We start from the raw sequence: 12,147 nt of genomic DNA, 5'->3' as shown, positions 1-12,147 counted from the left end.
AACCATATACAATATAAGTTAATTATATCATATTTAACCAATATAAGACTATTCACTTTTCAAAGATCATTTAATCCCCAACAATTTCATAATTGAATTTTATTTTTGAATTTTAAAGTAAAAAGGTGCTTCTATATAATTTGCTTATTCCGTCGCATATACTCCAAGTCATGGAAAAATTAATAAGTGCACTTCAGAACTAAAGGAATGAAATTATAAGACGTTATTGATATATTAACATTTTAATAATTTTCTCCAGAGTAAAAAATACCGTATATTTGCTTGTTACATGCTCCCTTTCAATTAACAGATTTTTATTTTAAATCTGTCTACCTTAAAGGAAGAATATCATTGCGAATACTACGGTATTATAATTAATTTATATTAAATTTTAAAATAACATTTCTATTGTTCATTATTTAATTAAATTCTCTTAAATATTAACTCTAAATCTCTTAATCCTTGTAATACTTCTTCTCTTGAAAAATTATTTTCTATTAAATCTTCATCACTTTTTGTTAATAATTCTTCATAAAAATCAACTGCAACCTTATAATTTGCTTCGGACTTATCTTTTTCTATTTCCTCAAAAAGAAAATTCTCTGCCTTATTATATTCCTTCTTAACTATTAGGCTTTTTAAAATAATACGAAGAATCTCAGATGAACCTGTATCTTCTAAATTCATTACTTGCATATTATCATCCTCTTTCTTAACTAAAGCTTTTCCAAAATTCCTTGCTAGTTCATTAATTAATTTCTCTATATTCATGTTTCCCAATTCCCTTAATAACATTTTAAATAATATAATTATATACTATACCTATTAAAAAAAGAAGTAAATATGTTATATTAGCTACTCCGTCGCAAGTTTCATATCTTTATATTCATTATCACTAGCATCGTGAAAATATATCTTTAAATCTTTACTTTCTTCCCCATTATAAATATTATATATCTCAAATGAACTTGTAATAACTCTAACTAAATTTCCTAGCTTAGTTTTCTTGATTAGATAATAAAAAATATTAAATATAATATACCTTATAATTGCGCCTAAAGTATTAAATATTATGTCATCTATATCTGTAGTATTAAATGATGTAACTAGCTGAATTATCTCTATTATAAGAGATGCTAAAAAAACATATAATGCTATTAAACAAAGCTTATTCTTTTTATAAAAAGTAATGGAATAAATAATATTATATTTCCTATAACATTATATAATGCATTCCCTATTTCCATAAAATTATCATTAAACATACTTATAGTTTTTACTAAAGGTATATAATTAACATAAAAACTATTATCTAAATTAAAAAATTTATAATTAACCCTATTGATGATAGAGGTATTAATCCTACTTTTGAATCATATATCTTTTCAAAAAAATTTCTCATCTTAAAGCTATTAATTTTTAAGCTCTTTTCTTTTTAAAATTATATTTTTTATTTTACTATTTAATATTTTATTTTTAATATAATTAATGAAATTATTTTTTTCATCTTCGCTTTTAAAAGCATTATTTGGAATTATAATTTTACTTTTATAACTATATAAACTCTTAGGTACTATTATTACATAGTTATCTACTACATATACTCCAATAAAAGGATTGTTCAAATTTATTTCTATTCTATCATTAATACAATTTATAATAAGTGAATCTTTATCTAAAGTTAAAGTCTTTTCAGCAGTAAAATATTCATCTTTTCTACAATACTTTCTAGCATCTCTTTTAGAAATTCTATTTAAATAATAAATTTCTCTCTTCTTTAAAAAGAAAAATACTATACCAGTCATTATTATTGTATTTGTAAAAATGTATAGTGGAGTTTTTAAAGTTATTGAATAATATATACCACTAATAATGCCAATGGAGCTGATTACATACTTATATTTAGTAAATCCTAATTTTAAATTCCAATATTTAATTAAAAATTCTATATCCCCAATACTATTCTTATACTCAATTTCCATAATTCTCTTCCCCCTATAAATATAATAAATTTAAATTTTAGTCCCTAACCATCTATAAACCTCCATCTAAGACTATCTGCTACAATAAAAGAAGCCATATCCTCATCTAAAAGTACATTTTCACATGGACTATCAGGATTAAAACAATCATTGTCTGCCCAAATTATATATCCCTTATATAAAGCTAAGTAACATGAAAAAATATCACAAAAGTAATTTTCTCTATATCCAATTAAATTAATTCTTCTCAATCCACTAAATTGCATCTCTAAAGATTTTTTTATAATTTGACTTTGAAAAGTAATATTAAGTTTAAAGCTTTCTGAACCTTCACATCCCATATTATCTTCCTTATCTACTTTTGCTCCACTAACATATTCTATATGTCCAATACAAGAATCATGAAAATAGGAATACTTATCTAAAATATCTTTAATATCATTATTCTCTCTTATATCCTTCCAAATATTGCTCATAGTAATCCCCTACCTACTTATTTTCCTCTTTAAATTCTTTTACTTTATAATGTAATATTTTTGTATACTTTTAATTCACTCTTCTAATATAAATATTCTTTTATTAGTTGCATCTAGTTTGATCTTGCACCCAATAGGTAATGTTAACATTGGATGTGTATGGCAACAATCAAAGTCTGCTAAAAATGGAATCGTGTTTTCTCCTATAACTTCTAATAATATCTCATAAGGTTTTCTACCCGTATTATTATCATTAAATAGTTCATGTTTTCCTAATATAATTCCAGAAACTTTATCAAATACTCCACTTAATTTTAGTAATGAAAAACTTCTTTCAATAGTTGCACAATCTTTTAAAGAATCTTCTATAAAGAGGATATCTCCATTTTTTATTTCTGGCATATACTCAGTCCCCCAAATTCCCATCATAGTATTTAAATTTCCTCCAATTAATCTTCCTTCACAAATTCCGTCATTAACTGTGATCCAACTATTTTCTAATATAATTTTAGACCTATCTTGTTTTTCCCAATTAATATATTCCTCTGTCCAAAACTTTGGCTTTTCTAATTCATGTGGATAATCTAGTTTATCAATTAATATATTCTTAAAATAATTATAAGTTTCACTGACAAATGGCTCTAGCTCTCCGAAAGAAGCTACTAATGCTGGTCCATAATAAGTAGAAATACCCGTTTTAGCATAAATACCAAGTAATATAGCTGTAACATCAGAATATCCTATTATTGGTTTAGGATTCTTTTTAAAGAATTCATAATCTATATATGGAAGTAGTGAATTAGAATTCATGCCTCCAATAGTTGACATAATACATTTAACATTAGGATCTCTTATAAGAATATTTAATTCCTCAGCTCTTTCTTTTATACTACCCGATCTATAAAAATCGCTTTTTCCTGTTAAAGAGCCTTTAATTATCTTAAAGCCTTTACTTTCAATATAATCAATAGCTCTCTTACTCCTATTTGGACAATTACTAGTTATATGTGTCGACGGGGAAAAGATACCTATTGCATCAACTTCAGTTAATTTCAACTTAGTTAACATTCTATCTAAACCTCCTTACCATATTTATTAGTTTTTCTTAAATAACACATGCAGCAATATTCTCCAATACCTAATTATTAAATTATATTCTACTTATGACTATTATAAAATTCTTTTAGATCTGCTTTTACATCATCTGGAATAAAATTCTTCTTAATTCCTCTAATAGCTCCTTCAAAGGCATATAACCTATGGATACAAGCTGAATTATCTATTTCTTGTATTCTTAACCATGCATCCTTGCTTCCAACTTTTTTTAATTCTTCATAAGTTGATATTCCAACCTCATTTAATTGCTTTTCAACAACTTCTCCTATGTTAAGGCACCTTGATAACTCTCCCATAATTGTCACTCCTACAATACTTACTTAATTATTCATTATCTTAAGTATATCTTCTCCATACTTTTCGTATTTCTTTTCTCCCATTCCTCTTATACTTAGAAGTTCTTCTTTAGTTTGTGGAACTTTATTTGCAAGCTCCATAAGGGTTGAATCTGAAAATATAATATATGGCTTAATTCCTTGAGAATTTGCTTTATCTTTTCTCCATAACCTTAGTTTATTAAATAAATCTTTATTGATTATTTTTTCTTCCATATCTTCACTAAGCTTACAAATGACTTTTTCTTGTGATTTTAATACCTTAATTGATCTAGGATTTAACTTTAACATTGAATATGTCCCCTCTTTTAAGTTTACATACCCTAAATCTATCAATGTTTTAATTAAATCTCTTATAAATTTACTACTATATTCTTTCATTATTCCAAATGTAGTTAGCTCATTTAATTTATTTTGAATTATTTTTGGTCCAGTAAAACCTCTTAACACATCTACTAAAACTGAAATCCCAAATTTTTCTCTGCTTCTATAAACACATGATAAAATCATTTGAGCTTCTGTTGTAAAATCTCTAAGCTCCTCATTATTTAAGCAATTACTACAACTGTTACAGTAAGGCTTTACATCTTTATCTCCAAAGTAATCTAATATATAACTTCTATAACATTTATCATATTCACAAAAGTCAATCATAGCTTGAAGCTTCTTAATTTCAATTTCTTTTCTCGTACTTCCAGCAGTAGTATAAATTAAATATTCTAAGGTTCTTATATCATCTCTATTAAACAAAAGATGACATTCAGTTCGCTCTCCATCTCTTCCACCCCTACCTATTTCCTGATAGTAACTTTCAATATTTTTGCTAAGAGTAAAGTGTATTATGTATCTTACATTTGATTTATCTATTCCCATTCCAAAGGCATTAGTTGCTATCATTACATTATAATTATCTTTTAAAAATTCATCTTGATAGTAGTTTTTTTCTTCATCCTTAAGACCACCATGATATTTTGCTATAGATAATCCTCTTTCTTTTAAGTAATAATATAAAGCATCTACTTCTTTTCTTGTGACACAATAAACAATTCCACTTTCTTCTTCATGTTCTCTTATATAATCTTTAACAAACTCTGCCTTATCTTCTTCCTTATGAATAGATATAGCTAAATTTTCCCTGTCAAAACTACCTAGATATGTATAGGGATTAATTAATCCTAATAAATTTAAAATATCTTTTCTAACTTCTTTAGTTGCTGTTGCTGTAAAAGCTGTAACAACAGGCCTAACCTTTAAGCTATTAATAAAAGGTAATATATATCTATAGCTTTTTCTAAAATCATGTCCCCACATAGAAACACAATGTGCTTCATCTACTGCAACTTGACTTATCCAAAGCTTTCTTAACATCTTATTAAAGTATTCACTTTCTAACCGTTCAGGAGCTATATATAAAAGTTTTATTTTACCCTCATAGCAAAGATTTAATATTCCCTTTATCTCTTCTAAGCTTTGAGTACTATTTATATAAGCTGCACTAATTCCAACATCATTTATTGAATCTACCTGATCCTTCATTAAAGATATTAAAGGAGATACTACTAAGGTTATTCCATTAAAAATCAAAGCAGGAATTTGGTAGCAGACAGATTTTCCCCCTCCTGTTGGCATAATACAAAGGGTATCTGAACCTCCTAAAATATTACTTATAATTTCACTTTGCCCTTCCTTAAAGGAGTTATATCCATAATATTTTTGTAAAATTTCTATTGCTTTATTTAAAATGCTAATCACTCCTTTCTTCTTAAGATTTTACCATATTTTTTACATATTAAACTACTAATGATATAATTATGATAAAAATTTTTATTATATGGAGGTTGTGTTATGCTTATCGCTTTAATATTCTTTGCAATTTTATTTATTTCTTTTATTTGTATAGTTCTTCAGCATGATATGGAAAATAACAAGTTAATTTTTATTTCTATTTTTACCATATTAATTAGTATAGGTATTAATATTTTTGTAATCAATATAGATACAACTATGGGGTTTATTTTTCGCTCTATATCTTTTTCATTTTTAACTTATGGAATCATTTCTGGAATTCAATATCTTATAAGAAAGTACTTCTATATAATTTTGCTTATTCCGTCGCAAGCTCCAAGTCATCGCAAAATTAATAGAAGCACTTCAAAGCTGAAGGAAGGAAATTATAAAAAAGTTATTTACAGGGTAACATCTTTATAATTTCCTAAAGAGTAAGAAAATAAAAAGGTACTGTATCAAATCGATTTTATAAATCAATCTGATGCAGCACTTTTTTCTTTAAAATCCATCACAGTTAACCTTTACATAAATATTATTTTAAAATACTAACTAATTTTTCACTTTGATCTTCTGTTAAGTTTACCTTTTTAGTCACTTTTAATAATTTTTCATATAATTCTTCTTCTTGAAGTGCTCCTCTTAAATAGTTGCTTATATCATTACTTATTTCTAATACTATCTGAAGTGCTTCTATCCTATCTTCATTATTCAACTCATTATGCTCTATTAATCTATATAAAATATATCCACATACAGAACATAATTCAACATAATCAAGAATATTACTATCAGCTATAGTACTAAACATATATTCAATTTCTACAGATGAATATTTTTTATAAATATCATTATTTATATTAAAGTGAACTGATGCATTTATAAACTCATCCTTAAGATCCCCTGTTACTTTATTATTTAAGTAATCTAAAACTAGTCCGTATATCATAGAATCCATCACCGTGTCCCCCTACTTTATTCCTATACTTATAATTTATCATATAATTTAAAATTTTTGAATTGTATTTTCTTATTATTTAGAAAATTTAAATAAATATTAAATAATGCTTTACTTATTCATATAATAGATATATAATAAGTATATAGAAAACACAACATAATATCGCGGGATGGAGCAGTTGGTAGCTCGTCGGGCTCATAACCCGAAGGTCGTAGGTTCAAGTCCTGCTCCCGCAACCAATAAAAACAGTGTAAAACTAAATTAGTTCTACACTGTTTTTTTATTGTTTTATATTTTTTTCAATTAGTATTAATGTATTGACATTTTATTCCTACATTGCTACCATTATATTAAACACTGTTCAATAAATAAACATCGTTTAACTACGAGGAATATTATATTAGGAGAATTACAATGGCTATAGAAAATAGAAGAGAACGTGAAATTGAAGAAATGAAAGAATTAATTCTTTCATCAGCAAGTGCTATTGTTGCATCAGAAGGATTTGAAAAACTATCAATTAGAAAAATAGCAAAAAGTATTGAATACTCCCCTGCTATTATTTATCACTACTTTAAAGATAAAGAAGAAATTATTAATATTCTAATGCAAAGAGGATATAAAAAAATTATATCTGCAGTATCTTCTGTAAATACTGAAAGTCTTTCTATAGAAGAAAGACTAACTGAAATGACTAAAAACTACATATATACAGCGCTAAAAATGCCCGATGAATTTCTAGCAGCTCAGTTAAATACATCTAAGGAAGCTTTGAATCATACATCTTATTTATTTAAAGGCGCTTCAAAAGATAAACTTGCACTATCTGCATTATATAAATGTCTTACAGATATGCAAAATGATAAATTAATAAGTGAAGATAAAATTGAATTAACTGCTCAAATTATAGCAGTTTCTACTCTTGGACTTATTATAAAGTTAATTGTTGAAAAAGAAGTTATCTCTGAAGAACAAAAGGAAAAATTAATTGATTTCTATTCAAAAGAAATTATATTAAAAATAGCTACTACCATTCAAATTAAAAATTAGGGGATGATAATTTGAAAAAGATCTTTAAAATACTAATCTCATTACTGCTTATCTTAGTAATTATTTTTGTTAGTGGAATATTTTATTTAACTAGGGGTCTTAAAGAAGGTGAAAATATTACTATTAACATTATATACTTATCTAATCTAAGTGATGGAGTTTACTTAGGAGAATTTAAGGAAGGAAGATGGTCTAATACTCTTAATGTTATAGTGAAAGATCATAAAATCACAGAAATCATTCTAAAAGATGATGTAAAATTTCCTATCCCTAATCTAAGTGATGAATTGTTTAGTGATGTAATTAAATCTCAAAATGCAACAGTTGATACTATCTCAGGGGCAACTGTTACTTCAAAAGCATATTTAAAATCAATAGAAAATGCCCTAAATAATTAAAATGGAGGAGTTTATATGAATGCTTTAATTGCTTATTCCAGTAAATACGGATGTACAAAAAAATGTGTAGATTTACTACACAAAGAACTTAATGGAAATGTAGATATAATTAATTTACAAACTTCAAAGAATATTGAACTTTCAAAGTATGACAAAGTAATTATTGGTGGCTCTATTTATATGGGAATGATTCAAAAAGAAGTGAAAGAATTCTGCAATAATAATTTAGAAATCTTAAAAGGAAAACAAATCGGTCTTTTTATCTGCGGAATGCAAAAAGGTCAATCCATAAACACAGAGATAAATGAAAACTTTCCTAAAGAATTGCTTGAAATCTCAATTGTAAAAGAACATTTCGGAGGAGAATTTACTTTCTCTAAAATGAAATTCTTTGAGAAAATGATTGTTAAGATGATTTCAAAAACCTCATCTGATAAGTCCAATATATTAAAAGATAATATAAATAAATTTGCTCTAGAAATGAATTCAATTTAATATATCTTCTTTCTAAATAATTTGGCAGTATAAATATTCTACTTAAAAAATATTTATACTGCTTTATTTATTTAGATATTACCCCTTTTAAATTTTTATAAATATTTCTATTAAAATATTTATATAGATTAAGTAAACTTCCATTTACTTGGCCTCAGTAATATACATATATAATTTATCATTATTCTATTTAATATTATTAAACTCACTCTATAATGAGACTACCTCATCACAGACCTCTTCAAATAATTCATCATGAGAAATAACAATTATAATATTATCTTCTTTAATCTTAGATATCTCTTCTACTAATAATTCTCCTCCTTTTTTATCTAAAGCAGAAGATGGTTCATCTAATATCAAAAGACTATTATTGGTATTATGAAGCTTTAGTAATGATCTAATTATTGATATTTTTTGCTTCTGACCACCAGAAATATTATCTGATTTGCTATCAATTATAGTGTCAAGTGCTGGGATATTAAATTTATTTATTAAATAACTTAAATACTCAGAATCATAATTTTTATTGCCATAAATGAGATTTTCTAAAACAGATGCATTTATTAGTTTCGGTTCCTGCTCAACCTTGCAAATTAATCTTTTTCTAGTATCATATAAATCAATATTTTTTATTGATTCACTATTATATAATACTTCTCCATCGTAATCTTCATATAAACCTAAAACAACATTTAAAAAAGTACTTTTTCCTCTTCCATTATGCCCTTTTAAAATATAAAGCTTGCCTTTTTCAAAATTGGTAGTTATGTTTTTCAATATATCATTTTTATTATCATATCCAAATGTTAAATTATTTACCGATATAGTATTAATTTCATCTATAACCTTATTTCCATTGTGTTCTCTAGGTATATCTAAAACTTCTTTAAATCTAGAATAATATGCTTTTATCTCATGATAACTTGGTATAATTCCTATTGCTGTAGCTAAATATCCTAATGCAATACTTGAATAAGAGTATATTAATTGAAAATTACCTACGCTAATATTACCTTTTATCATTCCATCCGCAACTATTAATAATAAACATAAAATAGATATATATTTAAATGATTCTATTAACACTTTATATGTATTATCAATTTTTGTTTTTTTCATAAAAGCAACTTTTACATTATCAAAAGAATTTTCAATTTCTTCTTCAACCTCATTAAACCATACATTTGTCTTCACAAGTTTTATATTTGTAATCTGGTTATTCAATGATGCAAAGAAAACACTTTGGGTTTCTTGCAACTTATAATTTATTTTATTAAGCTTATTTTTAAACAACTTTACTACAATTAAATTTAACCCTAATATAATTAATGTTGCTAATAAAACTAGCTTATTTATATATGCCATTACAAATAATATAATAACTAATCCTATAATGCTTAATAATACCTGTACTCCTGTATTCAGAAAAAATGCAGGTATTAAAAAAGCTCCATTATTAATTTTAGAAGTCATAACTGTTGGATTATCTACATTTATTTCTTTCAATTTTGATTTTCTTATATGCTTGAAAGCATCAATTTGCATATCATGAGCTAAATAATTACATATTAAATTCAATAAAAATGTAACTAAATAGCTTGATATTCCCCAAATTAATATTATTCCTATAAATGCAGCTATTAATCTAGTATCACTAATCTTATCGTAAAACACTTTGTCAATATATTCAGAAATAATAATCGGTATTAAAAGTAAACTCCCCCATTGAAAAATAGCCATTAGCAGATATACTAATATTTTAAATTTGAATTTTTTTAAATAATTTGATATAAACTTAAACATAAATCCACCCCTATTTTATACATTTATTACATTAATAGTATTTTTTATAACAATTTGTATTTTATCATACTAAACTACTTTTGTCATTTTTTACAATTTAATACTTTAATCTATATCTAAATTAAAAAGACACCGAAGTGTCTTTTTTCTTTAGTTTCCAATAGTTTATCTCAAGAATAAATAATCAACTTTTGAAAATTTATTTAATTTATCTGAATTTATATTTATAATTTCATCTAATAAGTATTCTTTTAATTTTATATTTTCTCTATAAATTAAATTCTTTTGTTCAGTTATTTTTTCACTTACTGCCATAGTCATAATAGCAACTAAGACGCCTTTAAACCTTTCTTCAGTATTGCTTGCAGCTGCAACTCCAACAGAAATTAATCCACTTAGTATAGCTTGAATTTCTAATAATTTATTTTCTTCATTTATCTCTCTATTTATATAAAACTCACTAAATCCATCTGTTAAATAGTAATTATTACATTTTACTACTACTATAGTGTTATATATTTTCGAAAAATTTCTTAAGCTAACTCTAAGTGCTGTGTCTTCTTTCAATTTATAATTAGAAGATTTTTCTTTTTCTAGTTTATCTTTTTTTAATACTAGAACCTTAAATTCTTCAAGTTTCCCTGTTACTACATTTATATTGTATCTATTTATAAATCTTAAAGCTATTTCCTTCCTTAAGAATGAAATATTTACTCCTAATATATCTAGAACTATAGGGATCCCCTTTCGCCTGGCAATCCTTATTGATTTTTCAATTTCATCAATTTTTGTATTATTTAAATCATCAAGACTTATTAATAAAGAGTATGCTTTAGAAGTAATTTCTGCGTATTCCTCTAGAGAATTTGAAAACATAGGATTTCCATTATAATTTATTATACTTTTCTCTAAATCCTTTGCATAAATCGAATTGAAAATACAGTGTATAAGAGGTTGCTTATTTTTCTGCAAGCTTAAGCTATCGTCTAATGCCCTTATACCAATTTGCATTTTTAGTTTCCTCTCTTACATCCTAAAAATATTTATGTCAATACAAATAGTATCTATACTATAATATTCGACATTATTTTTATATGTGCACTTATTTTCCCTTAATAGTATTTTTATAAATGTTAGTATATAATAAGAATTAAATAATTTTAGGATTAAGGAGCATATTATGAATTGGATTGAAGAAATTAAAGAATATCAACCATATAATGAACAAGAAGCTTCTGATAAAGAAGCTATTCTTTATGCCATTAGTAATTTTAACAACTTACTTACTAGAGAAAATCCATTAGCTCATGTATCTAGTTCAGGATATATAGTAAATAAAGATAGGACTAAAGTTCTTATGATTTATCATAATATATATAAATCTTGGTCATGGACTGGTGGACATTCAGATGGAGATGAAGACTTACTTTATGTAGCTATCAAAGAAGCAAAAGAAGAAACAGGTATTAAACATATTAAGGCATTAGATGAAAAAATTTTTTCCTTAGATGTACTTCCTGTCCCAGCTCATATTAAAAAAGGGAAAAATATAGCTTCACATCTCCATTTATCTGTAGCTTATCTTTTAGAAGCAGATGAAAATGATGAACTTACTATTAAAGAAGATGAAAATAGTGGAGTAAAATGGATTCCAATAGATGAAATTGCTAAATACTCTACTGAAGAAGATATGATTAAACTTTACGAAAAGTTTAATGAAAAGATAAGAAATCTTTATTAGAA

At 25.3% G+C, this 12,147-nt stretch carries 15 protein-coding genes and 1 tRNA gene; 6 read left to right on the top strand and 10 right to left on the bottom strand.

Features of this window, described 5'->3' with window-relative positions; all coding sequences use genetic code 11:
- Window positions 1-423: 423 nt before the first annotated feature.
- The 7 genes from ACQPVP_RS05515 to recQ all read right to left on the bottom strand — a co-directional run bounded on the left by ACQPVP_RS05515 (window position 424) and on the right by recQ (window position 5,658).
- Complete coding sequence (locus tag ACQPVP_RS05515; RefSeq protein ID WP_430840489.1) at window positions 424-771, bottom strand: DUF6483 family protein; 348 nt, start codon at window positions 769-771, stop codon at window positions 424-426.
- An 84-nt stretch (window positions 772-855) separates the two neighbouring features.
- Complete coding sequence (locus tag ACQPVP_RS05510) at window positions 856-1,191, bottom strand: VanZ family protein (RefSeq protein ID WP_430840574.1); 336 nt, start codon at window positions 1,189-1,191, stop codon at window positions 856-858.
- Between the two features lie 221 nt (window positions 1,192-1,412).
- Window positions 1,413-1,982 carry a hypothetical protein gene (locus ACQPVP_RS05505; protein WP_430840488.1) on the bottom strand — a complete coding sequence of 190 codons (570 nt, stop codon included), beginning with the start codon at window positions 1,980-1,982 and terminating at the stop codon, window positions 1,413-1,415.
- 44 nt (window positions 1,983-2,026) lie between these two features.
- Entirely contained in the window at window positions 2,027-2,458 is a 432-nt protein-coding gene (locus ACQPVP_RS05500) for a hypothetical protein (protein WP_430848007.1), read from the bottom strand.
- A 75-nt stretch (window positions 2,459-2,533) separates the two neighbouring features.
- Window positions 2,534-3,526: a S66 family peptidase gene (locus tag ACQPVP_RS05495; protein WP_430848006.1), complete on the bottom strand. Its 993-nt coding sequence runs from the start codon at window positions 3,524-3,526 to the stop codon at window positions 2,534-2,536.
- A gap of 89 nt (window positions 3,527-3,615) precedes the next feature.
- On the bottom strand, window positions 3,616-3,870 hold the full coding sequence (locus ACQPVP_RS05490) for a TfoX/Sxy family protein (protein ID WP_430840485.1): 255 nt from the start codon (window positions 3,868-3,870) through the stop codon (window positions 3,616-3,618).
- 24 nt (window positions 3,871-3,894) lie between these two features.
- Entirely contained in the window at window positions 3,895-5,658 is a 1,764-nt protein-coding gene (gene recQ / locus ACQPVP_RS05485; RefSeq protein WP_430848142.1) for a DNA helicase RecQ, read from the bottom strand.
- A 96-nt stretch (window positions 5,659-5,754) separates the two neighbouring features.
- On the opposite strand from recQ, the gene ACQPVP_RS05480 reads away from it, so the two are divergent.
- Window positions 5,755-6,117, top strand: coding sequence for a hypothetical protein (locus ACQPVP_RS05480; protein ID WP_430848004.1), 363 nt, complete (start codon window positions 5,755-5,757; stop codon window positions 6,115-6,117).
- Between the two features lie 112 nt (window positions 6,118-6,229).
- On the opposite strand, the gene ACQPVP_RS05475 is transcribed toward ACQPVP_RS05480, so the two are convergent.
- Window positions 6,230-6,652: a hypothetical protein gene (locus ACQPVP_RS05475; RefSeq protein ID WP_430848002.1), complete on the bottom strand. Its 423-nt coding sequence runs from the start codon at window positions 6,650-6,652 to the stop codon at window positions 6,230-6,232.
- Between the two features lie 166 nt (window positions 6,653-6,818).
- On the opposite strand from ACQPVP_RS05475, the gene ACQPVP_RS05470 reads away from it, so the two are divergent.
- From ACQPVP_RS05470 to ACQPVP_RS05455, 4 genes are all read left to right on the top strand, one after another.
- Window positions 6,819-6,894: transfer RNA gene (locus ACQPVP_RS05470), tRNA-Met, on the top strand.
- Window positions 6,895-7,069: 175 nt separating this feature from the next.
- Window positions 7,070-7,705 (top strand): TetR/AcrR family transcriptional regulator, encoded by a 636-nt coding sequence (locus ACQPVP_RS05465; protein ID WP_430848000.1) that lies wholly within the window; start codon window positions 7,070-7,072, stop codon window positions 7,703-7,705.
- 11 nt (window positions 7,706-7,716) lie between these two features.
- Window positions 7,717-8,103, top strand: coding sequence for an FMN-binding protein (locus tag ACQPVP_RS05460; RefSeq protein WP_430847998.1), 387 nt, complete (start codon window positions 7,717-7,719; stop codon window positions 8,101-8,103).
- 15 nt (window positions 8,104-8,118) lie between these two features.
- Window positions 8,119-8,598: a flavodoxin domain-containing protein gene (locus tag ACQPVP_RS05455; protein WP_430840480.1), complete on the top strand. Its 480-nt coding sequence runs from the start codon at window positions 8,119-8,121 to the stop codon at window positions 8,596-8,598.
- A gap of 210 nt (window positions 8,599-8,808) precedes the next feature.
- Here the strand turns inward: ACQPVP_RS05455 and ACQPVP_RS05450 are convergent, their stop codons facing one another.
- A complete protein-coding gene (locus ACQPVP_RS05450) occupies window positions 8,809-10,404 on the bottom strand; it encodes an ATP-binding cassette domain-containing protein (RefSeq protein WP_430847996.1) in 1,596 nt (531 codons plus the stop codon).
- Window positions 10,405-10,569: 165 nt separating this feature from the next.
- A complete protein-coding gene (locus ACQPVP_RS05445; protein WP_430840478.1) occupies window positions 10,570-11,415 on the bottom strand; it encodes a hydroxyethylthiazole kinase in 846 nt (281 codons plus the stop codon).
- A gap of 169 nt (window positions 11,416-11,584) precedes the next feature.
- Between ACQPVP_RS05445 and ACQPVP_RS05440 the strand changes: the two genes are divergently transcribed.
- Window positions 11,585-12,145, top strand: coding sequence for an NUDIX hydrolase (locus ACQPVP_RS05440; RefSeq protein WP_430840477.1), 561 nt, complete (start codon window positions 11,585-11,587; stop codon window positions 12,143-12,145).
- Window positions 12,146-12,147 lie beyond the last annotated feature (2 nt).

The organism is Clostridium nigeriense (genome assembly GCF_050585265.1).
Lineage (GTDB): Bacteria > Bacillota > Clostridia > Clostridiales > Clostridiaceae > Clostridium > Clostridium nigeriense_B.
Note: the sequence above shows the minus strand (reverse complement) of the source record. Positions and strands in the feature narration are given on the sequence as shown.

Coding starts and splice junctions, on each gene's coding strand:
- ACQPVP_RS05455 (WP_430840480.1), top strand. CDS start 8,119: ATGAATGCTTTAATTGCTTATTCCAGTAAATACGGATGTACAAAAAAA.
- ACQPVP_RS05495 (WP_430848006.1), bottom strand. CDS start 3,526: ATGTTAACTAAGTTGAAATTAACTGAAGTTGATGCAATAGGTATCTTT.
- ACQPVP_RS05500 (WP_430848007.1), bottom strand. CDS start 2,458: ATGAGCAATATTTGGAAGGATATAAGAGAGAATAATGATATTAAAGAT.
- ACQPVP_RS05505 (WP_430840488.1), bottom strand. CDS start 1,982: ATGGAAATTGAGTATAAGAATAGTATTGGGGATATAGAATTTTTAATT.
- ACQPVP_RS05450 (WP_430847996.1), bottom strand. CDS start 10,404: ATGTTTAAGTTTATATCAAATTATTTAAAAAAATTCAAATTTAAAATA.
- ACQPVP_RS05515 (WP_430840489.1), bottom strand. CDS start 771: ATGAATATAGAGAAATTAATTAATGAACTAGCAAGGAATTTTGGAAAA.
- ACQPVP_RS05440 (WP_430840477.1), top strand. CDS start 11,585: ATGAATTGGATTGAAGAAATTAAAGAATATCAACCATATAATGAACAA.
- ACQPVP_RS05490 (WP_430840485.1), bottom strand. CDS start 3,870: ATGGGAGAGTTATCAAGGTGCCTTAACATAGGAGAAGTTGTTGAAAAG.
- ACQPVP_RS05480 (WP_430848004.1), top strand. CDS start 5,755: ATGCTTATCGCTTTAATATTCTTTGCAATTTTATTTATTTCTTTTATT.
- ACQPVP_RS05475 (WP_430848002.1), bottom strand. CDS start 6,652: ATGGATTCTATGATATACGGACTAGTTTTAGATTACTTAAATAATAAA.
- ACQPVP_RS05445 (WP_430840478.1), bottom strand. CDS start 11,415: ATGCAAATTGGTATAAGGGCATTAGACGATAGCTTAAGCTTGCAGAAA.
- ACQPVP_RS05465 (WP_430848000.1), top strand. CDS start 7,070: ATGGCTATAGAAAATAGAAGAGAACGTGAAATTGAAGAAATGAAAGAA.